General features: G+C 38.2%; 14 protein-coding genes and 1 tRNA gene. 2 read left to right on the forward strand and 13 right to left on the reverse strand.

Annotated elements, in window-relative coordinates:
* Positions 1-5,362, reverse strand: a 5,362-nt coding sequence (locus DN064_RS07750; protein ID WP_198659421.1) for a MopE-related protein, incomplete at its 3' end; no start/stop codon positions are given.
* A 391-nt stretch (positions 5,363-5,753) separates the two neighbouring features.
* On the opposite strand from DN064_RS07750, the gene DN064_RS07755 reads away from it, so the two are divergent.
* Complete coding sequence (locus DN064_RS07755; protein WP_157962265.1) at positions 5,754-9,959, forward strand: immunoglobulin-like domain-containing protein; 4,206 nt, start codon at positions 5,754-5,756, stop codon at positions 9,957-9,959.
* Between the two features lie 139 nt (positions 9,960-10,098).
* Here the strand turns inward: DN064_RS07755 and DN064_RS07760 are convergent.
* The 7 genes from DN064_RS07760 to DN064_RS07790 form a co-directional block, all read right to left on the reverse strand.
* Positions 10,099-10,171 (reverse strand) — tRNA-Met (locus tag DN064_RS07760).
* Positions 10,172-10,289: 118 nt separating this feature from the next.
* Positions 10,290-11,141 (reverse strand): leucine-rich repeat domain-containing protein, encoded by an 852-nt coding sequence (locus tag DN064_RS07765; protein ID WP_232827441.1) that lies wholly within the window; start codon positions 11,139-11,141, stop codon positions 10,290-10,292.
* Between the two features lie 127 nt (positions 11,142-11,268).
* The gene (locus DN064_RS07770) at positions 11,269-11,451 is read right to left on the reverse strand and encodes a CPXCG motif-containing cysteine-rich protein (protein WP_115462081.1); all 183 of its coding nucleotides are present in this window, start codon (positions 11,449-11,451) and stop codon (positions 11,269-11,271) included.
* A 2-nt stretch (positions 11,452-11,453) separates the two neighbouring features.
* Complete coding sequence (locus DN064_RS07775; RefSeq protein ID WP_232827443.1) at positions 11,454-12,791, reverse strand: TolC family protein; 1,338 nt, start codon at positions 12,789-12,791, stop codon at positions 11,454-11,456.
* Positions 12,766-15,969 (reverse strand): efflux RND transporter permease subunit, encoded by a 3,204-nt coding sequence (locus DN064_RS07780; protein WP_115462083.1) that lies wholly within the window; start codon positions 15,967-15,969, stop codon positions 12,766-12,768. Before DN064_RS07780 ends, DN064_RS07775 begins: the two co-directional genes overlap by 26 nt.
* A 6-nt stretch (positions 15,970-15,975) precedes the next feature.
* Positions 15,976-17,103: an efflux RND transporter periplasmic adaptor subunit gene (locus tag DN064_RS07785; RefSeq protein ID WP_115462084.1), complete on the reverse strand. Its 1,128-nt coding sequence runs from the start codon at positions 17,101-17,103 to the stop codon at positions 15,976-15,978.
* A 71-nt stretch (positions 17,104-17,174) separates the two neighbouring features.
* Complete coding sequence (locus tag DN064_RS07790; protein ID WP_115462085.1) at positions 17,175-19,091, reverse strand: ABC-F family ATP-binding cassette domain-containing protein; 1,917 nt, start codon at positions 19,089-19,091, stop codon at positions 17,175-17,177.
* Positions 19,092-19,176: 85 nt separating this feature from the next.
* Between DN064_RS07790 and DN064_RS07795 the strand changes: the two genes are divergently transcribed.
* On the forward strand, positions 19,177-19,566 hold the full coding sequence (locus DN064_RS07795; RefSeq protein WP_115462086.1) for a DUF983 domain-containing protein: 390 nt from the start codon (positions 19,177-19,179) through the stop codon (positions 19,564-19,566).
* Here the strand turns inward: DN064_RS07795 and DN064_RS07800 are convergent.
* From DN064_RS07800 to porK, 5 genes are all read right to left on the reverse strand, one after another.
* On the reverse strand, positions 19,533-20,615 hold the full coding sequence (locus DN064_RS07800) for an NAD(P)/FAD-dependent oxidoreductase (protein WP_115462087.1): 1,083 nt from the start codon (positions 20,613-20,615) through the stop codon (positions 19,533-19,535). The genes DN064_RS07795 and DN064_RS07800 overlap by 34 nt on opposite strands.
* Before the next feature lie 77 nt (positions 20,616-20,692).
* Positions 20,693-21,607, reverse strand: coding sequence for a type IX secretion system ring subunit PorN/GldN (porN, locus tag DN064_RS07805; protein WP_115462088.1), 915 nt, complete (start codon positions 21,605-21,607; stop codon positions 20,693-20,695).
* A 56-nt stretch (positions 21,608-21,663) separates the two neighbouring features.
* A complete protein-coding gene (gene porM, locus DN064_RS07810; RefSeq protein ID WP_115462089.1) occupies positions 21,664-23,232 on the reverse strand; it encodes a type IX secretion system motor protein PorM/GldM in 1,569 nt (522 codons plus the stop codon).
* 50 nt (positions 23,233-23,282) lie between these two features.
* Positions 23,283-23,915, reverse strand: coding sequence for a type IX secretion system motor protein PorL/GldL (gene porL, locus DN064_RS07815; protein ID WP_115462090.1), 633 nt, complete (start codon positions 23,913-23,915; stop codon positions 23,283-23,285).
* A gap of 74 nt (positions 23,916-23,989) precedes the next feature.
* Positions 23,990-25,336 carry a type IX secretion system lipoprotein PorK/GldK gene (gene porK, locus DN064_RS07820; RefSeq protein ID WP_449441483.1) on the reverse strand — a complete coding sequence of 449 codons (1,347 nt, stop codon included), beginning with the start codon at positions 25,334-25,336 and terminating at the stop codon, positions 23,990-23,992.
* Positions 25,337-25,387: the final 51 nt, after the last annotated feature.

The raw sequence follows: 25,387 nt of genomic DNA on the forward strand, positions 1-25,387 counted from the left end.
GAGCCAACGCTACTGGATCTACATTATCCTCTACTGTCACCGTTGCATCTACTGTTGATACATTTCCATTGTTATCTGTTACCGTTAATGTCACTGTGTTATCACCTACATGAGAACAATCAAAGGCTGTCTGACTTAATGCTAATGACTGGATTCCACATGCATCATTTGATCCATTATCTACAGCTTCCGCTGTTGTACTTCCGTTTCCTGTGGCATCCAACTGTACCGTCACATTCTGAGCCAACGCTACTGGATCTACATTATCCTCTACTGTGATCTGAACTGGATCACTATCCGTTTGTGCTCCATTAGTATCAGTAACTCTTAAAGTCACAAAAATATCTTCGCCGATATCCGAACAATCAAAGGATGTCTGACCAATGATCTCAATAGAATTTATCCCACAGTCGTCTGATGAATTATTGTTTATATCCTCCACTGTAATAGTTCCATTACCAGTAACATCTAATTCAACTGTAAAAGCCATTGCATTAGCTACTGGTGGATTGTCTGTATATGTAAAGGTTGCTTTAAAGTTACTACCTCCATTGTTAGCAAAATGGGTACCTGTTCCACCTGCTACATTAGGCAAATTCCAGGTATAGTCAGCGGTATTAAAAACCTCCAAAATATAGACACCACTCTCAGTAAGAGATCCCAATAAATTAACATTAGCCTCCAATTTCTGCCATTTTTGGTTTTCACAGTCTTGTCCTGCACCACCAATAGTGGAATTAAAATCTAATCCTAACTCAGAGAAGCCAGGAGGATTCTCGCCCTGTTTGTAAAGACGATACATGGTTTTTCCATTTATAACATCGCCGTTTCCATAGGAACATTTGAATATTTTATTCTCACCACCGTCAATTTCCAATCCTGCATTACATGAAAAAGATCCTAAATCTGCCCCGTCAAAATCGGGATTACCAGTGCTAGCTCCTAAATCAAAGAATTGACCATTTACAACCACATAGCTTTCAAACAGGCCTGAATTTTCATCAGGGGTATTTGGATTACAATCATTATCAATTCCATCAAAATATAACTCCGGTGCGGAAGGATTAGTAGAGGCTTCTGTATCGTCACAATCATCAGCATTATCTACATAACCTGAGGGCTGATCACAAGCCTGTTGGGTTACATCAACATCACCAAAACCATCACCATCTGTATCTGCGTACCAAATTGGTTGTTCGTTGACAGTTAATACGCCATTATTGTTACCATTTCCATTCCAGAACCCATTATTAGTAGCTCCATATTTATAAGTGCAACCATTATCCAGAGAGTATCTAAATGAATAATAAAAGATACCTGTCGTTGATGGTGTTACCGTATATTGGTATTCATCATTATTTTCACCAAAATTATAACCGGGATTTGGAACAGCAGTATTCCAACTATTTTCATCCCAATTAGCGGGATCTTCATTTGTTGAATTAATACCAAAGTCAACTGAAATACCCGGAGCTACACCTCCATTAGCATCAGTTAAGCCGGCTTCATATACCTGCCCAAAAACCGTAAACGATTGGGATAGGCAAATTTCTTCATCTTGATCAGGAAATTGAATGTTGGCAAAATCAACCTCTGGGTTCGTCACTGTCACAGTTGCATCAGCCGTGGCTTGATTTCCATTAACATCGGTTACCGTTAATGTCACTGTGTTATCACCTAAATTGGAACAGTCAAAACTTGTTTGATTCAACTCAAGAGAATCTACGCCGCAATTATCAGTTGAGCTATTGTCAATCTGATTGGCTGTAACACTTGCCAATCCATTTGCATCTAATTCAACAGAAATATTTTGGGTCTGGACAGTTGGTGGGATATTATCTACAATGGTCACCACTGCAGTTTCCATAGCCTGATTTCCATTGACATCTGTTACCGTTAATGTCACTGTGTTATCACCTACATGAGAACAATCAAAGGCTGTCTGACTTAATGCTAATGACTGGATTCCACATGCATCATTTGATCCATTATCTACAGCTTCCGCTGTTGTACTTCCGTTTCCTGTGGCATCCAACTGTACCGTCACATTCTGAGCCAACGCTACTGGATCTACATTATCCTCTACTGTGATCTGAACTGGATCACTATCCGTTTGTGCTCCATTAGTATCAGTAACTCTTAAAGTCACAAAAATATCTTCGCCGATATCCGAACAATCAAAGGATGTCTGACCAATGATCTCAATAGAATTTATCCCACAGTCGTCTGATGAATTATTGTTTATATCCTCCACTGTAATAGTTCCATTACCAGTAACATCTAATTCAACTGTAAAAGCCATTGCATTAGCTACTGGTGGATTGTCTGTATATGTAAAGGTTGCTTTAAAGTTACTACCTCCATTGTTAGCAAAATGGGTACCTGTTCCACCTGCTACATTAGGCAAATTCCAGGTATAGTCAGCGGTATTAAAAACCTCCAAAATATAGACACCACTCTCAGTAAGAGATCCCAATAAATTAACATTAGCCTCCAATTTCTGCCATTTTTGGTTTTCACAGTCTTGTCCTGCACCACCAATAGTGGAATTAAAATCTAATCCTAACTCAGAGAAGCCAGGAGGATTCTCGCCCTGTTTGTAAAGACGATACATGGTTTTTCCATTTATAACATCGCCGTTTCCATAGGAACATTTGAATATTTTATTCTCACCACCGTCAATTTCCAATCCTGCATTACATGAAAAAGATCCTAAATCTGCCCCGTCAAAATCGGGATTACCAGTGCTAGCTCCTAAATCAAAGAATTGACCATTTACAACCACATAGCTTTCAAACAGGCCTGAATTTTCATCAGGGGTATTTGGATTACAATCATTATCAATTCCATCAAAATATAACTCCGGTGCGGAAGGATTAGTAGAGGCTTCTGTATCGTCACAATCATCAGCATTATCTACATAACCTGAGGGCTGATCACAAGCCTGTTGGGTTACATCAACATCACCAAAACCATCACCATCTGTATCTGCGTACCAAATTGGTTGTTCGTTGACAGTTAATACGCCATTATTGTTACCATTTCCATTCCAGAACCCATTATTAGTAGCTCCATATTTATAAGTGCAACCATTATCCAGAGAGTATCTAAATGAATAATAAAAGATACCTGTCGTTGATGGTGTTACCGTATATTGGTATTCATCATTATTTTCACCAAAATTATAACCGGGATTTGGAACAGCAGTATTCCAACTATTTTCATCCCAATTAGCGGGATCTTCATTTGTTGAATTAATACCAAAGTCAACTGAAATACCCGGAGCTACACCTCCATTAGCATCAGTTAAGCCGGCTTCATATACCTGCCCAAAAACCGTAAACGATTGGGATAGGCAAATTTCTTCATCTTGATCAGGAAATTGAATGTTGGCAAAATCAACCTCTGGGTTCGTCACTGTCACAGTTGCATCAGCCGTGGCTTGATTTCCATTAACATCGGTTACCGTTAATGTCACTGTGTTATCACCTAAATTGGAACAGTCAAAACTTGTTTGATTCAACTCAAGAGAATCTACGCCGCAATTATCAGTTGAGCTATTGTCAATCTGATTGGCTGTAACACTTGCCAATCCATTTGCATCTAATTCAACAGAAATATTTTGGGTCTGGACAGTTGGTGGGATATTATCTACAATGGTCACCACTGCAGTTTCCATAGCCTGATTTCCATTGACATCTGTTACCGTTAATGTCACTGTAACTGAATTTGATTCTGCTGTGATATCAGCACATGAGAAATTAGATTGACTAAGCGTCATACTATCCAAACCACAATCAGCAGAACTACCAGCATCTATGTCTGAAAGCTCAATACTTGCTGCCCCATTTGCATCTAATATCGCCGTATAATCCTGTGTTAAAGCTACTGGTAAACCACACACCTCAACAGAGTAATCTTCTATTTGGCCTCTTGAATTACCATTATTTGTGCCGTAGGTATTCTCTTCGCAAGGAGTTAATAAATACCCCCCTCTGTTCATAATAACTCTCATTCTTGTGGTACCTAATACAACATCATTAGGTACATCCACAATGGCACTAACTTCTTTACTTGCCTGAAAACCATTAGACTGTCTAATTGTTCCAATTTGATAATATTCTCCATCATCAACCGAAAATTCCCCATCCTGATTCCAGTCAAAATACACACTAACATAATGGGTTTGTCCACCCATTTGACCGTTGACAGTTATTTCATAACCTGTTCCCTGAGTCACCCCATTACCTTGGATAACAGTTGTGATAAAATCACCTGTAAAGTCCTCATAATCGGTAGACGTGTTACCAGCATTTGAATCTTGAATGTTGCTTATGTCACCAAAAACCACCTTAGTTATAGCTCCAATATTATCAAAATCGGTTTCACAATAATCAAAATCACAGACTTGAGCAGCCGTAGTAAACTGCCACTCCAACGGTGGAGATTGCCCTAACTCATTTTTAGCAATGACCTTACAGTAATAAGTGGTATTAGCAGTTAACGTTCCTACGGCAAAATCCGTGGATTCAATTCCAGAAGCAACAAGACCTGGTGAAGGATTGGTTCCAAAATAAACATCATAAGAGCTTTGACAGCTATTATCACTAGCTAACCACTGAATAGAATTTGCGTTGGGTAAATCAAAAAAACATATATCGCTGTCCCCATTTCCAGGAAATGGATCAGTTGGTGTATCTGGAGCTTGAACTGTCTCACCCTCTACCAATATATTATCGAAGAAATGCGCTTCACAGCAAAATCCACCTGCAATGTCATACCAATTAGAAATAATAACTTGAATCCTTAAGGTTGACCCACACAAACCACTTTGACTAGCAACTCTATTATTGAAATCATCTACAACATAACCATTAGTCTCAAAGTCAATCCAATTGCCATCATTGTCTAACATATACTGGACCTGAATCAAATCTGGGCCACCATTTGGTCTGTCTTCTAGTGTTCCTGTTTCACTAATGTCCATTGAAACTGAAACGTTAAAAAACCCGCTAATATCAATAGGGTTATCGGCAGTAATCTGCCAAGTAGTTAATCCTGTACCATTGGCATCAGACCCCGCTGTCCCGCCATCAAATCGAGTTTGAGTCCCTCTGATTTTCCCGCCTAAAACAGTAATACCATAAGGATAATTGTCTGGTATTGGATTTCCTTCTGAATTTAGTATCTCTGCAAATCCATCGGCAACCCATTTCACGTTATTCCCAAATGCATCTGGTTTATCAGCTTCATTTGTAAGATCTTGATAGTCAAAATCTTCTTCCCATATGGTTTGCTGTGCGTTTGACAAAAAGACCCCAAAGAACAGGGTTAACACGAAAATAAAGTAATGCTTTTTCATAAGTGTTTAGTTTAGTTACAACCACTAAACACAGGCAAGTCATGAGCGCAAAAAAATACGCAGTTTATTATAGAGTTGGGTTGGTTAAACTAACTTAAATAAAGTTAAAGTTGGTTAATGGCAAGGATAAATTTGCACAACTTAATTGAAAAGTCTCTAAAAAAAGGCTGTAAAAACTACGAATGGCTTATTTATTAGGATGAATAGTTAAAAGTTGTTAAATCGTTCGACGAACCGCAATTTGCTAAAGGTAAACTGTTACTTTATCCGGGTTTTCAGTGGTTTAATAGATTTAATTGATGTTTAATGGTCTAATAACGGTCTTAATCGATAAATTTTTTCAAGTCATTGTTGATGTCATACTTTTATTTGTTTGCCAGACAATTTACTAGTGAAAAATAACCAATACATAATTTTTCTTTCTAGGAGACAACTAGAGCTTATTCTGATATCTAAAAGAATTCTTTTACTTTTTACCTTTTTAGGATTAGGCTTTTTTTCACATGGACAATGTACAGATCCAGATGATACTCCCCCCGTAATGGTTTGCCCACCAGATTTGGAATATGATAATGACTCAGGAGAATGTTATGCCTATGTATCTTATATTCCGGACATTCCAAAATTTATCGTACCTCCACCGTCGACCAATGATAATTGCGTCAATGGATTGACACTCACACTTGACGGTGTTCCTACTGGCAATTTATTTCCTGTTGGTGAAACAGTTCTCACCTGGACTCTTGAAGATGCGGCTGGAAATTCGGTTCAGTGTCTTCAAACAATAACCATTAAAGACACCGAAGGCCCTATACTTTTGGCAGTTGATCCTAATGAGACCGAAGCTGATGTAGGGCTATGCACCGCATATGTATCCATTCCTTTGGCCACAGCAACAGATAATTGTGGTAGTAGTACTGTAATAACCAATAACTACAATGCCAATGGAGCCGATGCCAGTGACGTCTATCCTGTGGGAACCACAACGGTTACCTTTACCGCCTCTGATGGAACGTTTACTAGTACTTTTGATATTGATGTGACGGTTGTAAACACACAGAGTCCGGTCATATCTTTAGTTGGTTCTAATGACATTACCATTGAAGCCTGTTCAATTTTTAATGATCCAGGCGCAACGGCATTTGATAATTGTTTGGGTGATATAAGTGCTGATGTTGTAGTGGACAGCTCAGAATTGGACCTTACTAGCCCTGGCAGCTACACCGTAAGATATAACGTCATAAATGGGGCCGGTATTTCTGGAACTGAGGTAAACAGAACAATCAATGTTATTGACACAACAACCCCTGTGCTTAGCTTTGGGGCTGACGGTTCAACTCAGTTTGTGGGGGATTGCTCCACCTATGTAGACCCTGGAGTTGTAATGGACGACGGTTGTGTGACCAATGTAAATACAGTTCAAGTTACCGGAGATACTGTGGATACCACAACCTTAGGCACCTATTTTATCACCTACAGCTTTACCGACGATGCTGGTAATGTTGCCTCTAGTATTACCAGAACAGTAGAAGTTATTAACACAACAGGTCCAGAAGTAACCTTATTGGGAGAGTCTACCATAACCCTTCTGGCATGTACTTCCTATTCAGAACCTGGTTACACAGCTGAAGACCCTTGTACATTTGAAGACTTTACGGCTAACACGGTCATCGACAGTAGCGAGTTGGACCTCAGTGTACCTGGAGTCTATACGATTTATTACACATCCTTTGACGATGAACCAGTGCCTAATGAAGGGCCCACAGCAGAACGAATTATAATTGTTGAACCCAACACCTATATAGCCGATGCAGGACCCGATGTTGCTACAGCCAACTGTTCCGTCACATCTGTAAATTTAGCGGCTAATGCACCACCTGGGTTACTCGAGGGAACCTGGTCCGTCAGTTCTGGACAGACTTCTGGATTTAGTTTCTCGAATATTAATGATCCCAATGCCGTCTTTACAGGCGATGTGGGTGAAACATACACCTTAGACTGGATCGTGAGCTATGGTGGTGGATGTCCCGATCCCAGTGATCAATTGACTATTACCATTGACACCTGCGACGCTCTGGACTTTGATGGAACAGATGACAATGTTACGTTTAGAGATAACTTTAATTTTACAGGCGATTTTTCGATTGAATTATGGGTAAAACCCGAAGCCCAAAGTCTTAATACGCAGACCCTATTGTCCAAAAGGGAAACTAACAATCAAGTGGACGGGTATGATCTAAGATTGGTGAACAATGTTGTTTCCTTTAATTGGAATAACGGACAGTCAATAAGTACTACCCCTTATACACTTAATACCAATACTTGGCACCATGTTGCCGTGACCTTCGATGGGAGCACTTATACACTTTATGTTGATGGTATTGCATTAGATTCTTTGAGTGATTCCAATCAGCCCATAACCAATACGGTTGATTTTATTCTTGGCGCTATGGAAGAAACCATTAATACTCCAACAGATCAGGATTTGCATTTTAATGGGGGACTCGATGAACTTCGTATTTGGAACATCGCCCTTACAGAGAAACAGATCAGGCAAATGATGAATCAGGAGCTATACGATGATGCGGGAACTCTGAAAGGAAAAGAGATACAAGTTGGAATAGATGGGCTATCATGGAACGATCTTAACAGCTATTACCAAATGAACCAGGTAAGTGATATCAGTTCAGGATCTTTAGTATCGAGTAATGGAATTTCTATTGAGGGTATATTACGGTTTATGTCCAGCTACCAGGATGAAACAGCTCCTATCCCCTATGAATCTGAAAACGATGGGGATTGGAATTCTGAATCATCTTGGCTACACGGTAACGCTAGAAGTATTCCTAATGGATTTGGAATTGATGGTATTACCATTATCGATTGGAATATTGTAAAAATATCTCATGCCATAGAAGCAACCGATAGAAATCTGAACTTGTCGTCTTTGATAATTGATAATGGTTCTTTACGGGTATCCAATTCTGATGCAAGTGACGGCCAATACATTTACATTGAAGATTATTTGAATCTTAAAACCACGAATTCAAAATTAACTTTAGTTGGTGAATCGCAATTAATACAGGGAGAGAATGGTATGGTAGATTACACTGGCGAAGGGCAATTAATAAGAGATCAGCAGGGTACTCCCAACATGTTTAACTATAACTACTGGTCTTCACCAGTAAGTTCCGATGGTAATCTTTTTCAAATCGGAACTGTACTACATGACGGCAATACACCAGTGCAATGGACGAATGGCTTTAATGGTAATGCTTCAACTAGTCCAATAACTTTAAGTCGTCGCTGGCTGTATTTATTTGAAAATCATCCTGAGGATGATTATTACAGTTGGAATCCTGTTGATGAGACTAGTTCCATAAGTGTTGGATTAGGCTATATTGCTAAAGGTACAGGAACATCACAGCCCGAACAGAACTATTCCTTTATTGGAAAGCCAAATAATGGTGCTTACAACCTCCCCATCACACCTGGAAACAGAGCACTGGTGGGCAACCCCTATCCCTCCGCTATTGATGCCAATCAATTTATTAATGACAACAGTACTAGTATTCAGGGGGCACTATACTTCTGGGAGCAGTTTGAAACCAATAACACCCATATTTTTGCTGATTATCAGGGTGGTTACGCTACTTATAGTTTATCCGGAGCCGTTGAGGCGGTAGCGCATCCAGACATAAGTGATCAAGGTACTGCATCAAAACTCCCAGAGCGTTATGTACCTGTGGGACAAGGATTCTTTGTAGCCAGTAGTTCTACAGGTGGTAGCGTGAACTTTAACAATGGGCAGCGCGTTTTTGTCAAGGAATCCATAACTGGAGACGGCAGTGGTTCTGTATTTATGAGAAATGCTACTATTGTTGATAATCCAGAACCCGATATTATACAAAGAATACGGTTGGATTTTCATACTCCTGAAGGTGCCAGGCGCCCTTTACTTCTGGCCTTTACACCAAACGATATTGCTTCTGATAACTTTGATTTTGGTTACGACGCCTTAAATATTGAGGTACTGCCAAGTGATGCCTCCTGGATCATTGATGACACTAATTATGTTATTCAAGGGGTTGGATCCTTTAATGAGGACAAAACCTATCCCCTATTTGTAAAGACTCAAATGGACGGAAGCGTCAAATTTGCGATAAGAAGTTTAGAAAATTTTGATCATGCTGTTTCTGTTTATTTATTGGATTCCGAATCTGGAAGCACCCAACAACTAACAGCAGAGGGGCTTAGCTTAGATTTGTTGGCTGGGGAATATAGTAATCGCTTCTATATCGTATTTAGACCAGATGCAGTTCTTTCCGCACCAGAAAAAGATTGGCCACAATTAGATTTGCGCTATTTAAGCGAACGTCATGAAATTCAGATAATACTGCCTAACATTACAGTTGTGGACCAGGCTTACTTATACAATATGCTTGGCCAGCAGGTTCAGGAATGGTCTTCAGAAACATTGATTCCTCAAAATGGCAAGCTCAATATCCCCATTCAGCGTATTGACGAAGGGCTCTACATTTTTATAATTGATACAGACCAAGGTCCAAAGCAATTAAAGTTTCTATATAATTATTAGATGCTCATTCCTTAGGATGTCATAGGCATATGGATTATCAATAACTTTATTATTGATATAGTCACTTGCCATACAAGGACCTCAACTTCAAAACATACGCTCATAAAAAAACCAGATACAAAATGTATCTGGTTTGTTGTAGCGGGAACAGGACTCGAACCTGTGACCTTCGGGTTATGAGCCCGACGAGCTACCTACTGCTCTATCCCGCGATATTGGATGGCAAATATAATACTTTTTTTAAATCTGGCATGCTATTAAAAATAAAACTCCTGAGAAAAAGATCTTCTCAGGAGTTCAGCTAACTAACTTAATTAAAACCAGATTAAATTATTCGTCATCGTCATCATCAAGTTCAATATCCAAGGTTACTAAAGTACCTTTGGTATTGGCCTCATCGATATCAAAATTGATAATGCTTGGTAACTGCTCCTGTAAGTTGGCATAGTTACCTTTAAAGTCGTTATTGGTGAGAAATAATGTTTTTAAATTATCAAGCTTGGCCAGACTATTAGGTAATTGACCAAAAAAAGCATTATTAGATAAAACAAGTTCTTCCAGGTTCTCCAGATTACCAATTGAGTTTGGAAGATTTCCAAAAAGTTGGTTATCAAACACACTTAAAACCTTTAAGTTTTCACATTTTGAAATTTCAGTCGGGATCTTTCCAAAAAAGCTATTACTACTTAGTATTAGTACTTCTAACTTTTTAAGTCCTCCTATAGAAGACGGAATGGCTCCAGAAAAATCGTTGTTGTATAATTCAAGAACTCTTAAGTTTTCGAGGTTGGCAATATCATCAGGCATTGCACCGCTTAATTTGTTAGAGAATAATTGTAGTTCTTCTAAGGATGTAAGATCTGTTAAACTTAAAGGAAGTTCTCCTTCAATTGCATTAAATGCTAAATTCAATTTCTTTAAATGCGTCAACACATTTAAACCTTCTGGAAGTTTCCCTGTAAGGTTATTGAAACTTAGATTGATAGCAACAACCCTGTCATCTTTGAGGGTAATACCATGCCATGTTTCTACCGGCTTGGACATATCCCAAGACTTTGTCCAGGAATCGCCATTTGTTGCGTTGTAAAAGTTGACCAATGCTTCCTTTTCCAGTGGTGAAACGTCCGCATAGCCAAATGCAAATAGCAAACAACATAGTAGTGTTAGTTTGAGGTTTCTCATAATAGTAGATTTTGTTGAGGGACACAATCGTGATACGAATATAGAATATATCGGATAAAAGGACAAAAAAAATCGATGAAATGCACAGTGATTTTTATAAGTATCTGTTTATTAGATACTTAACATTTTACTGTTCGATGCTATTTGCTTGAAAATTTCCTATATTTCCATCCTCAATTGATATGGATATTTCAATAGGGTTGCAACACACTTCGCAATCCTCAACATATTGTTGTTGCTCTATTGAGACATCAACTAACATGGAAATAGTTTCCCAGCAATGCGGACACTGAAAAAACTGTTCTTCCACTATTAAAAAATATTGACATTTAATAATTCACCACTTAACTGAAGTACCACGACCTCAGCAAGCTTTGCTTCGTATTTAGCTTGGTTTCGTGTCAGCTCAGCCGATAGTAAATTAAGCTGTGCCTGTCTAAAGATAATAGATGTTACTTGCCCTAATCGAAACTGCTCCTCTGTCCTTTGAAAATTATTACGAGCCGTTCTAATATTATCCTCCTGGATATAGAAGATATTCAATTTATTCTTGTAATCAGTCCAAGCATTATTGAAATCCCTTTGAACATCTAATTTTATATCCTCTTTTATCAATCTTTGGTTCTCTAAGAGGATTTTGGAATTCTTGACTCGTGTTATGGTACTACCTCCATCAAACAAATTCCAAGAAAGACTGACTCCGGCAGAGACACCAGTATTAGTTGAAACGGCCACGAAGGATGCTGCATTGTTGTTGTTCTCATTCCAGCCATAGGTACCAAATAATCCGATAGCAGGTAAATATCCCGATCGGCTGGCCTTTAGACTAAATTCACTAATTATAATATTTTGCTCTGCCTGCAGCAGAGAGACATTATTAGCCAGAGTTTTAGCCATTAATTGTTCTTTATCCAAGCCTTCTAAAAAAGTGACGGTAGTATCAATTTCAAACTGTTCTGGTATAGCGTTACTTGTAACAACATTTAAATCGCGCTTGGCATTAATTAAATTTTGACGCGCATTAATAATATTGATACTGTCGTTATTAATATCTACCTCTGCGTTTAAAACATCAAGTTTGGTATTCTGTCCATATTCAAATTGATACTCCGCGCGCGTAAGGCGTTCTTTGGATATAGCCAAAGTCTCTTGAAGTGAGTTCACATTTTCAGACTGACGCGAGACATCATAATAAACACTCAATAGTTGCACTATGGTTAATTCAATGGTCTGCCGGGCCTCCAGTTCCGACAAGTTATACTCCTCTTTCAGCTGTTTGTAATTGTAGTACCTTCCTAGTCCATCGAACAACAGGTAATCAAGGCTAATAGACGCATTGTATCTGCTGCTTTCTGCTCCATTGAGTTCAGTAGTCTCACCACTCGCAAACTCTGCCTTTAAATTATCCTGATTATAAGTGGCTCCTCCATTACCTGAAAGAACTGGCAGATAACCTGAGTTTAGAATATCCTTATTATTAGCGGCTAATTCCACGGCATTATTAGCAATCTTAATACCGTAATTATTTTCCAGTGTCAGTGTAATTGCTTCTTGAGGTGTAACGGTTTCTTGTGCTTCAATTGAAGCAACTACGACGCATAGCAAAAAGCTAATAAATACCGTTCTAGTCATGATGTTCCTGAAGTTCATTTTGTTCTTTTATAGCACGTTCCACTTCTTCTTTTGATATCTGATTTCCAGTGGCCAACCATTTACTACCTACCTTTATATTATTGCTAATGGATAATAAAACTGGCAGCACTAAAAGGGTTAGAACCGTTGCGTAAGCAATACCAAATGTTATGGAAATTGCCATTGGTTTTAAAAATTGTGCCTGCCTGCTCTTCTCCAATAGCAATGGAGCCAATCCTGCAATTGTTGTTAAGGAGGTTAAGAAAATTGCTCTAAATCTCGATTTACCAGCTTCTCTAAGTGCCTCCTCGAAGACCATTCCAGATCTTAAATTCCGATTGAATTTTCCAATCAATACCAATCCATCGTTAACCATAATTCCAATCAAGGCAATAATTCCTAGTAGTGACAGTACATTCAATGGAAATCCTAAGAAGAAATGGCCCCAGGCCACTGCTGTTAAACTAAATGGGATTAATAGAATTAATAACAATGGTTGCGAATAACTTCTAAAGGTAAAGGCGATGGTGGCGTAGATTAGAAGAATAACTATTAAACCAACATTTGCTATGGAGTTATTCAACTTTTCTTTTTCTCTGTTCTGACCTTCAAAAGAAGCAGATACCGTAGGATACTTAGACTGAATTTCAGGGATAATGTTTACTCTAAGATCTTCCATCACATCCGTATTACTTCCATTGGGATCCTTCATATCGGCAGAGACCTGAATTTCACGCTTGCCTTCCAAATGGTTAATAACTACGTCACCGCGCTCAATTTTATAGGTCGCAATATCTCTTAAATTCACACGCTCCCCTCTTGGAGTAATGATGCGCATGGCATCCAGATTATTTATAGCTTCTCTATTAGACCTGTCATAACGAACCCATACTCTTATTTCATCTTGCCCTCTTTGAAATCTTTGGGCCTGTACGCCAAAGAAACCAGCTCTTACTTGATTCATTACAGTCCTTAGATCTAACCCAAGTAAATAGGCAGATTCACGGAGTTCAAGTCGAATTTCTTTGATACCAGCAGGATCATTATCTTCCACGTCTTTTAAAAGCGGATTACTACTTAAGACCTCCTTTAACTCACCTTTAGCCGATTTTAATTCCGCAATATTATTCCCTAAAAGCGATACCGAAATAGGACTACCACCAAAGTTGCCACCTGAACCAAAAGTCAGACGCTCCACCCCAATTACCGGGCCAACCATCTCACGTAATCTATTAGCTACTAGTAGTGAGGAAATTTCATCGGGTCGTTCTTCCCCAGGTAATAAGTTGATTCTTAACGTAGCGCTGGAACTGCTAGAAATAGTTCTGATTGTATTTTCAAACAAGGACTTACTAGAACCATCTAAATACTCATCCGTCATTGCCCTGTTTACAAGCTCAGCCTTCTCATCAATCATGTTTATAATGGAATCCGTGACACGCTCATTAGTACCATTAGGCATATCGAGTGTAACGGTGACCTGATCACTTGCAATCCTTGGAAATAAGGTGACACTAACGATACCTCCACCCACTGCACCAAAGGTGAAAATTAAAAGGGCAACAAAAATTCCTAAGGCGAGTAATTTATAAGTAAGGACAAAATTAAGCGTGGGTGCATAGATTTTATCTCTGAAGAACGCCATGAGTTTATCGCCCCATTTATTAATAATTCGCATCTTGGCAAAAAACTGTTGCACTCGTGACATGTCTTCAGTAGGCTTAGGAGGCTTCAGAGCTTTGGAATGTGCCAAGTGCGCCGGTAAAATTATTAAGGCTTCAATTAATGACACGGTCAAGGTGAGAATTACGATAACCGATACCTCACCGAAGAATTCACCGATTCTACTGTCTAGAAATAAAAAGGTTGAAAAGGCTAATAGCGTGGTAACTATGGCTGAAACGACAGGAGGTATCACCTCTAGTGTTCCATCTATGGCGGCATCCTTCGGACTTTTTCCTCGTTCGTAATGCTGATATATATTTTCAGCAATTACGATCCCGTCGTCAACGAGAATACCAATAACAATAATCATCCCAAATAAGGACAAAACATTAATGGTTACATCAAATTGTCCTGCAAACATGAACATCCCCAGAAAAGAGATGGGTAACCCAAATGCCACCCAAAAAGCCAGTCGAGTATTGAGAAATAGCGATAAAAATATCAGAACCAAAATAATTCCTGCAATAGCATTCTCTACCAAGAGTTCCGTTCTTTGTACCAGGGTAATGGATCTATCGCTAACCACATCTAAACGAACATTATTATGTCGAAGGTTATACTCCTCAACATATTCCTTCACCTTTTCGGCAGAGGATATAAGATCTTCATTATTGGTACTGGTTACTGTTACATTAACAGAAAGTTCACCATTGAAAAAGGTGGCATTTGGTGATTCGGAAAATCGATCTCTTATAACAGCGACGTCTTTAAGGCGCACCGTTTTTCCCTGCGGTGTGGCTTTAATAACAATATTAGATAATTCATCACCATAGTAAGAGCGGTTGTTTGCCCGTATCAAATACTCTTCGTTATTGGTTTTAATGGTACCACCAGTAACCAGAATATTAGATTGACCCACTGCTTGTGCTACATCATTAAAGGACAAATCATAAGCTAATAAACTCGTTTCATTAACGGCTATCTCTATTTCTTCTTGAGGAAATCCTGAAATATCTATTTGAGAAATCCCATCTAGTCCACGCAATTCATTCTCAATTTGCCTTGCAATTTGTTTCAATGTAATTAGTGGAATATTGTTACCGCTTACGGCAAAACTTATGGTTTGTCTTACCTCTTCTCGTTTAGCAACGACCAGAGGTTCCATTCCTGTTGGATAGCTTGGAACACGATCTACCGCATTTTTAACCTCAAGAAGCATGAAATCAATGTTCTCATCTTTTTCGATTTCAACAGTGATAGATCCGCTATTCTCTCTTGATTGTGATGTTACTCTGTCTACCCCTCTCAAACCTTTAAGGTTATCCTCAATTTTCAAAACAACACCCTCCTCTATTTCTTGAGGAGAAGCCCCAGGATAGGTGATATTAACAGTAATAATTTTTGATTCTACTAATGGGAAAAAGCTGGATTTTAATCCTAAGACTCCAATTATACCAAACGCCGCAAATGCAATAATCAGCACATTAACGGCTACGTGGTATTTAATGAAATACGCTATTACCTTTCTCATAACAACCTATTTCTCGTTTCTGGCTGATTGAACGGGCTTAACTACCATTCCAGCATATGCTCCAGGCACGGGTTTAGACACAATAACTTCTCCATCTGGAATACCTTTAACTACTACCTCCTTATCTGAGAAGTACACTGGTTTTACATCTATTAAATCCAGAAGAGTGTCTCTAACAACAAATATCTGATCATTTCCAAATAAGAGCCCGCGATTTATTTGTATGGCATTGGTTTCTTTTTTAGCAGCAATTTCAGCCTCTAAATAAATACCTTCGCGTAAATCAGGATGTGCAACTTGAAGAAAGGCTGTAATTGTTTGTGTTGTTAAATCAACGCTTCCATTGATTCTTGCCACTGTTCCAGTATAGGTTGAGGACCCATCCAAAGTAGTTAATGAAACTTCCTCACCCACCTTTAACATACTCGCATATGTTTTTGAAATAGCCACCTCTATCTCATAAGCAGAGGTATCAATAAAGTCTCCCAATTTCTGTCCATTTCGCACCAAACTACCCTCTGTAACAAGAGCATTAGTTAGGATACCATTAAAAGGAGCACTTATCACATATTTAGATAAGCGTTGTTCTAAATTTTTTACGTTGTAATAACTAGAAACAATCCCACGACCGGTAATAAAATAATTCTCTGTTTCACTGGTCATTTTAGGTAATTCTGGTGTGGACTTTTCCATATCAAAACTGCGCAAATAAGTCAACCACTTGTCATAAACATCAGGGTAATCCAAACGTAAATCGGGCATAATGGCTGCTATTGAGTTATACAAGTTGCTTTTGGCTGATTGCACAGACGCATAATATTCCGCAGCATCAATACGTATAAGTGCCTCTCCTTTCTTATAGATCTGGCCAGGTCTGAACAATTTCTTTGCGGGTTTAAAAACCCCCTGAACTTCGGCAAATAATTCCACTCTACTTCTTGCAATTAAGTTTCCACTTGCCTCTATCCTTATGGGCACAGTTCCATTGGCAACTGTATCTACATAGACAGCCTTGACAATTTTTGTGGTACGTGGCTTGGGACGCTTTTTGTTTTCTACTAAGTAAACGGATAAAAAGACGGATCCAATAACGAGTGCTAGCCCTAGAAAGGACAAAATAATTTTACGTAACATAGATATTGACGGTCAGTAAGGTGCAAAGTTACCCCGAAGTTCAGTTCTTGCAGTTAAAAATATCTTAATTGTTAAATCGACAATTCGTCAATACAGGTCTGTAATTCCTCCCACTCCATCATGAGTTGGTCCAGCTGTGTTTTCTTTTCTTGATAGGAATTGAAAAAATCAGGATTAGCTGCTGTTTCATCATAATTTGTTTCGAGCTGAACATCATCTTCTTTGATGGAACTCTCCAAATCGTTGATTTGACGCTCTACCTTACTTAACTTATTATTTAAGCTTTTAAGTCGTTTCTGGTTTTCGTAGCTGGATTTATTACTATGCGACTTAATATTTTTGCTTTTGGAGGTACTTCGTTGTTCAGCTTCACGAAGATTGTTCAAACGTCTGTGCTCCAAATAAAAATCAATATCTCCTAGATATTCTTTAATCTTCTTGTCCTTAAATTCGTAAACAACATTCGTAAGTCCTTGCAGAAATTCTCTATCGTGAGAGACTAAAACTAGAGTTCCTTGAAAAGCTCTCAGGGCTTCTTTTAAAACATTTTTTGATTTGATGTCCAAGTGATTGGTAGGCTCATCCATTATTAAAACGTTTAATGGTTGAAGCAGCAATTTGGCAAGTGCTAAGCGGTTTCTTTCACCACCCGATAACACCTTGACGTACTTATCAACCGTTTCGCCTCTAAAAAGAAATGCCCCTAATATATCTCTAACCTTTGAACGGTTACTTTCATTAGCTGCATCTATCATTGTGTCCAGAACCGTCTTATTACCATCAAGATAATCTGCCTGATTCTGAGCAAAATATCCAATCTGAACATTATGCCCTAATTTGAGACTTCCCCCGTGCTCCAATTCCCCGACCATAATTTTAGCAAGTGTAGATTTTCCCTGACCATTTTGTCCAACAAAAGCAATCTTAGAACCTCTCGCTATCAACATGGATACCGATCGCAGTACTTCGAGTTCTCCATAGAATTTTGAAACGGCCTCTAATTCTAAGATCACCTTCCCAGGCGGCACCTTAACCGGAAACTGAACGGTCATAACACTGTTGTCTTCCTCGTCCACTTCGATGCGATCCATCCGATCTAGCTTTTTAATAAGGGATTGTGCCATAGACGCTTTGGAGGCCTTTGCCCTAAATTTTTCAATGAGCTTCTCAGTCTGCTGTATTTGTTTTTCCTGATTCTTTTGAGCAGCAAGTTGTTGGGTTTTCATTTCTTTTCGCAACTCAAGAAACTTCGTATACGGTTTGTTATAGTCATAAATGGAACCCAATGAAATTTCAATAGTTCTATTGGTTACATTATCCAGGAACATGGTATCGTGTGAGACTAACACCACCGCGCCCGAAAAATTATTTAAGAATCCCTCCAACCATAAAATAGACTCAATATCAAGATGGTTAGTAGGCTCATCGAGTAAGAGAAGGTCATTTTTTTGCAATAACAGCTTCGCCAATTCAATGCGCATACGCCAACCTCCAGAAAAAGTATCTGTTTGTTTATTGAAATCTGAACGTTCAAATCCCAAACCCATTAATATTTTTTCAGTATCGCCTTGATAACTATAACCGCCTAGAATTTCATAGGTGTGCTGAAGTTCATTCAGATCAACCATTAACTGTTCGTAAGAATCGGATTCATAATCTTCACGTTCTGCCAACTCATGATTAATATCGGATAACTGCTTTTCGATTTCCTTTATTTCTGAAAAGGCTTTATACGACTCTTCCAAAACCGTTTGGCCATATTCAAAGTCAATATCCTGTTTTAGAAAACCGACCTTCAGGGTTTTGTCAGCAGCCATTTGCCCTGAATCTGCTTCCATTTCCTTGGATAGTAATTTAAGAAGTGTGGACTTACCTGCACCATTTTTTCCAATAAGACCTACACGATTACCAGGTACAATTTTGAAACTAATATTTTCAAAAAGATAAGTTCCTTGAAAGGCTATTGATAACCCATGTACGTTAAGCATATTTGTGACTTTTGTTACTTAAAAAACTGGTTAATAAAGTATCTTTACTATCCATATTTAGGCCGCTAAATTAAAGTAAATACAGATGATTAAAAAGGGAACCAAATTATACAGCATTCTATTTGGAGTTTGTCCTAAGTGCCAAAACGAATCTATGTACAACGAAAAAAATCCTTATATCATTACCGATACTTTAAAAATAAACGACAACTGTTTCCATTGTAAGACTAAATACAGACTAGAACCCTCTTTTTTCTATGGATCTATGTATGTAAGTTATGGCGTTGGTGTTGCCTTTGCCGTCGCGAGTTTTGTGATTACGTATTTAATAATGGGCACTTCATTAATGACGTCCTTTTATGGCATTGTAGGAACGCTTGTTGTATTTATGCCTATTATTATGAGACTATCCAGAAATATCTGGATAAATCTGTTTATGAACTATGACCCTAAATTAGATAAGAAATCCTCCTGAACTAAATTTTCAAACCTTTTAATATCTAGTTCGTCTTCTAATGGTTGATTTGACTCAATACTATTGAAAAGCTGTTTTGTTGCATAGGGAGCTATCATAACACCTCGAGAACCAAATCCATTTAAAACATAAAGTTGTTTATATTTAGGATGTTGACCCACTAGAGGCCTTCGGTCCTTTACCGTAGGCCGAATTCCCGTACGATGGTCTATCACTTCTACAGGTAACCTTATAAAAGAATTTAACTTATCTAATAATTCTGCTTTACCCTGTTCCGTTGTATCTTTAAGCTTGTCATGATTATTGTAAGTAGCCCCTACTCTATACAGGTCATCACCAAGTGGAATTACAAAAACACCAGATTTAATAGGTTCTTTCAATCCCAAACCTTTTATTCTAACCGTCAATACCTCTCCTTTATTACCACTAAGGGGTAAATAATTAAAAAATGGATTGTGCTTTAATCCATAGCCTTCGGCAAAGACAATTTGTTGCGCCTTGTATGATTGGTAGCTCAGACCATCCAATTTAACCTCCAGTTGATCATATTTGAATGAATCGTTCATCAAAAGTCCCTTTTCTCGTAAATACTTTTGATAAGTACTTATTAGAGCTTCGGTATACACCCGTCCAGTATGCAGTACTGTCCCAAATCCATGAGGAGCATCCACATTTGGATTGTCATTAATTGTTAATTCAAGGTCCATAAATGGAGCTAACCGAGGCTTATCAGCTGCCGTAAACCATTGATTTTGTTCTTCTATTGACGTAAATCGTCGTTTCAAAGGAAATCGGTAGTCAAATGTCTTATGAAGTTTCTCTTCTAACTTTTTGTAAAACGATGGTACAAGCTTAAGCTGCTCTTCAGCTCTCCATACCGGAGTAAAACGTTTTAAAATAACAGGATTATACATTCCTGCAGCAACAGATGAGGATTGTTGTGATCCATTGTCAAACACAACAAAGGTCTTATCATGTTCACTCAGTATCTCACAGAGTGCAATGCCTGCCAGTCCACATCCAACAATAATGTAATCTACTTCATTCACGATTCAAAAATACGTGGATATTAGATATTAAAAAACCCGCAACAGTATTGCGGGTTTGTTTTATAATCTTGAGTTTCTTAGTAACTCCACATATCTTGTTCGAAGTTTCTAATTTTCTCTCTAATACGTTCAGACTCTAGAAGTTGCATTAAGGCATTATCTGCAATATAATCTTTCACTTCTCTATCTCCGTATACATTTTCTTCCTTGTACATGAGTCCACTGAAACGTCTGGTATTTAACAGGTGATCGAAAGATACTGGCACAGCACTGTTATAGTTGTTAAAGGCCTTAGCTTCATAGAGAATATCTCTGATCTCTGGATAAAAAACCCAGAATAAACCAATAGGCTCTTTGTTTGCTTCGTCATCTGAATCAATAAAGTTAACGTCTGGTGCAGCAGGAGCAATTCCTAAAATTCTCCAACGCAATTCACCTTGTCTTTTATCGAAATACCATAACCCTTTGATTAAGTAAGCACTGATATCGCCTGCTCCAATCTCACGTCTTTTGATATATTCCTCTGGAACATCATCTATAGAAGTAATACCTTCTGCATTCATATAATCAATACCAGCGTCTAATATTTCAGCTTTCTTTAAAGATGGCTCCAATTCCTCCATTGTACGCTCTGTAGTAAAGTATTCATCTGCGTATACTTTTGGAATCATTCCATTCTCAATGTTAGCCATAAGTACGTGCCATAAAGATCTACGGTCTGCACTCATATTTACCGTATCAATTGGATACAACAAAGGAAAGTTTACTCGCTCATCTAAAACTACTTTTTCCCAAGTCATTTTAGAAAACAGGATGTCTCTGTCATCAACATAACCATACTCTAATGGTCTATCGTTATCTAAGAGTAACTGAGCTTCTGTTTTTAAGCCTATTTCCTCTGGAATCTTTGCGTTCAGGATATTTGCCTGTGCCATCATTGACTGCGCAGCCATCAATCCTACTAGAGTTAAAAAATATGCTTTTAGTTTCATTGTCTTAAGTTTATAATTTGGGACGCATCATTTCAAATGAAACGAGACTATCTTTTTTAGTTTGTTACTTCAACAGTTAATGGAAGTGGTGTCTTCAAGTTATACTTGCTATTGCCCTGGATCTTTGCCTTAATATCAAAGATTTGAATAATATCACCAGGTCTAGCTCTTTTAATAACACCTTTAGCCTGAGCATTCATTTTTGTTCCTTGAACAACTACTGTAGGCTGACCAGGAACTTTTAATTTAAATGACTGTACCTGAATTGGTAAATCAAAATCAAAATCATCAAGCTTAGCACCAATAGTACCAATTTCAACATTACGTTTAGGTAGTTTTACCATACCGTCCTGTCCACCGATAGTACCAGTTGGTTTAGGAATGTCCTTAATTCTGTATAATTTACTGTCTGAAACAACCTTCCCACCATCCAAAGTAGCATCTACTTTAATGGTAACTTCTCTACCAGATCCTGGCGTCATAACATACTTCCCATTTCCTACTTCCCTAAGTCCTGGGGCTGTTGCTTTTACCTTATTATCTGGAACACCAGAGAATGAAATGGTCATTGGGTTTTCAACACCACGATATACCACATTCATTTTATCAGCTGCAATAGTAGCTGAATTTGGTTGAGGCACTACCACATAGTTTCCTTTAATTGGAATTTCTAATGGCTGACCATCTTCCATGAAAGTGAAGGTACCTGAGATATCTTTCTTACCAACATTACCAACGTTAAAGTTTAGTCTTGCCGCACCTGTGGAATCCATAGCTTCTTCCACATTGATATCATTGCCACCTACAGACATAGCTGTTGGCTTTACATTGGCATACTTTCCAAGCACTACTTTACCAGAGAATTGCTCACCAGCAAAAAAGGCCGACTTATCTGCTAATACAATAGCCTGATAGTTTTTAAGAGTCACAGCTTCATCTAATGTATTACCTAAGAACAGATTATACATGTTAGTCTCTGTAACTTTAACATCGTTCTGCATTGCTGTAATTTTTGTGTAAGAAGCAATAGCTGGAAAACCTTTAAAATTGTAATCTAAAAATCCAATCTTCGCACCATCTAATGGCTTTACGTCGCTAAAGTCAAAACGCTTTTCAAAGTCTTCAACAGCAGACTGGTATTTAATATCATCACCAATAATAGCTTTAATGTCTGATTTGTATTTCTCCATTATCGCCATAACGCGGTCACCTTCCTTCGTTAAACGGTCTCCAGTAAACCAGGCTTCGTCAAGGATGTCTGTTTTATCCATTGCTTGGAATGGTAACTTACCATTTTCATCAAGCTCGTATCCACCTTCCTTGATGATGAACTGTTTTACTTTTTCTAAATCTCCGTAGAATTTATCTGAAACTGCTGCTATTTGATCAGCTTTTTCTGCAGCCTCCTTAAACTCAAGCGGTTTTTCTTCCGCTTTTGTCATTAGGTTTGCTAACATTCCAGCATTTCTTTCTGTTGCCGACTCATTGGATGTTTCGAACTTCTCGTCCATTAATCCAAATGCGGAGAGCACTTCCTTGGACATGTTCATTGCCATCATGGCAATAAATACCAAGTACATTAGGTTAATCATTTTCTGCCTTGCAGATACATTTCCTCCTGCCATAATAATTAGTTTTTAGGTTAATTAATTAAATAGATTGAGATAAAAACTAATTAGCTCTTATTCATTGCAGAAAGCATACCACCATACACTCCATTTAATGAAGATAAGTTAGATGCTAAGGATTGCATTTGCTCTTTCAACTTAGTTGCATTCTCAACAGCTTCTTCATTAATTGAAGCCTGACGATTAATGCTATCTAATTGCACTTTATAAAGACTGTTTAATGATTCCATTTGTGCAGCCGCCAATGAAAGTTCTTCACCATACTTTTTAGTTGCAGCCATAGAATCTACAGTAGGATTTAAATTTTTAGCCGCACCTTCAAAGTTTTTGATGCTGTCACCTAAGCTTGACATTAACTCACCATCAATCTTAGCTTCTTTTAATAACTCATCTAATTTTTTAGATAATTGTGCTTCAGCATCTTTTGGAGTCTGCTTCTTGTTTTTCCCTTTAGAATCACCACCAGCTAATTCTGGATATACTAAAGACCAATCAAGATCTCCTTTTACTTTTTCAAAAGCCGAGTATGTAAATACTAGAGCTTCTACAATCATACCTAAGGTTAGAATCTCTGAACCAAAAGGCCAGTGTTGAATTTTAAACAATGCTCCAACAATTACAATTGCAGCTCCTAGTCCATAGACCATGTTAGTAACAGTTATTTTTCCTTTCTGTGCCATAATTTCAATTTTAGTTTAAGTTAAATGGATAACTTAAGTAGGTTAATTAATAATTTTTAAGTCTTGTTGTTTGTTTAATTTGTTGCAGCATTTTTAGTTACTTCTGTACCCATGTAATCTTGTACAGTTCTAAATCCGATGTAACTTCTAGCTGAATCTGCATATTCATAATCTCTAGAACTCACTTGTAAGAAGTAAGCAACATCTTTCCAGGATCCTCCTCTAACTACTTTTCTAGAGTTATTTGGATCATTAACATTAGGATTAATACTAGAGGAATAATTATATGATGCTGGGTCGTAAGATCCATTTACCCACTCAGACACGTTACCTGCCATGTTGTAAAGGTTAAAATCATTTGGATCGTAAGCATCCACTTCTACAGTATAAAGTGCCATATCTGCAGCATAGTCTCCTCTTAATGGTTTAAAATTTGCCATAAAACAACCTCTATCATTTTTGGTGTATGGTCCTCCCCATGGATAGGTAGCTCCTTGAAGACCGCCTCTTGCTGCATATTCCCACTCTGCCTCAGACGGTAATCTGTAAGAGTTAACAGGCTGATGCCCCTTACTCTTCTGGTAAGCATTATGGTTTAAAGTTCTCCACTGGCAAAATGCCTGTGCTTGTTTCCAAGATACTCCAACTACAGGATAATCTCCATAAGCCTGATGCCAGAAATAATCATTGTGCATTGGCTCATTATAAGAGTAAGCAAAATCACGAATCCAAGCTGTAGTATCTGGATAAACCTCTATTTCTTCTTTAATGATAACATCAGATCGCTTCAGATTTCTATCCTTTGCCGCTTTCTGGATGTCCATGTACGTATACTGAAATTTAAATTTCTTAACATCCCAAGTACGCTGACCGTTGTACGATTCTTCCAATGGAAGATACATTTGGTCCATAACTTCAGCATACAACTCATCTGGATAATCTTCCGTTCTAAAGACGATATCGACATCTCTGTTTATTTTACGCTGCTCGTTACCGTAGGTGTTAAGCATATAACTTTCATAAGCGTTCAACTCATCATCCTCTGCATCCATGTAGGCATATTCACCTATATCACCATTTCCAGGAGTTTTCCCTTCAAGGTCAGCCATTTCTGCAAGGTTTAATCTGATGATTGAGTCACGAACCCAGTTTACAAACTGTCTATACTCAGAATTTGAGATCTCTGTCTCATCCATATAGAAAGCTCTAACGGTAGCTGTTTTGGTAGGTGCATCCATTACGCCTGCTAAATCATCGTCGGACTTACCCATTATAAAAGCACCACCTGGGACAAGGGTCATGCCGTAAGGCTTTTCAGGATGCCATTTCTTTCCTGGCGCCCCTACTAGCTGTCCTTTATCACCAGAGTTACAACTAGTGATAATTGCAAGGACTAATGTTAACAAAATAAGCTTCTTAATATTCATAGTAACTCAAGGTTAAATTAGTTGTTCATAAGTTTTGAGGTGGTA

The organism is Winogradskyella aurantiaca (assembly GCF_003362725.1).
GTDB classification, from domain to species: domain Bacteria; phylum Bacteroidota; class Bacteroidia; order Flavobacteriales; family Flavobacteriaceae; genus Winogradskyella_A; species Winogradskyella_A aurantiaca.

Excerpts from the sequence above, each read along its gene's own strand:
- porN (WP_115462088.1), bottom strand. The coding sequence starts at position 21,607 with ATGAAACTAAAAGCATATTTTTTAACTCTAGTAGGATTGATGGCTGCG.
- DN064_RS07765 (WP_232827441.1), bottom strand. The coding sequence starts at position 11,141 with ATGAGAAACCTCAAACTAACACTACTATGTTGTTTGCTATTTGCATTT.
- porL (WP_115462090.1), bottom strand. The coding sequence starts at position 23,915 with ATGGCACAGAAAGGAAAAATAACTGTTACTAACATGGTCTATGGACTA.
- porM (WP_115462089.1), bottom strand. The coding sequence starts at position 23,232 with ATGGCAGGAGGAAATGTATCTGCAAGGCAGAAAATGATTAACCTAATG.
- DN064_RS07790 (WP_115462085.1), bottom strand. The coding sequence starts at position 19,091 with ATGCTTAACGTACATGGGTTATCAATAGCCTTTCAAGGAACTTATCTT.
- DN064_RS07795 (WP_115462086.1), top strand. The coding sequence starts at position 19,177 with ATGATTAAAAAGGGAACCAAATTATACAGCATTCTATTTGGAGTTTGT.
- DN064_RS07775 (WP_232827443.1), bottom strand. The coding sequence starts at position 12,791 with ATGAACTTCAGGAACATCATGACTAGAACGGTATTTATTAGCTTTTTG.
- DN064_RS07785 (WP_115462084.1), bottom strand. The coding sequence starts at position 17,103 with ATGTTACGTAAAATTATTTTGTCCTTTCTAGGGCTAGCACTCGTTATT.
- DN064_RS07780 (WP_115462083.1), bottom strand. The coding sequence starts at position 15,969 with ATGAGAAAGGTAATAGCGTATTTCATTAAATACCACGTAGCCGTTAAT.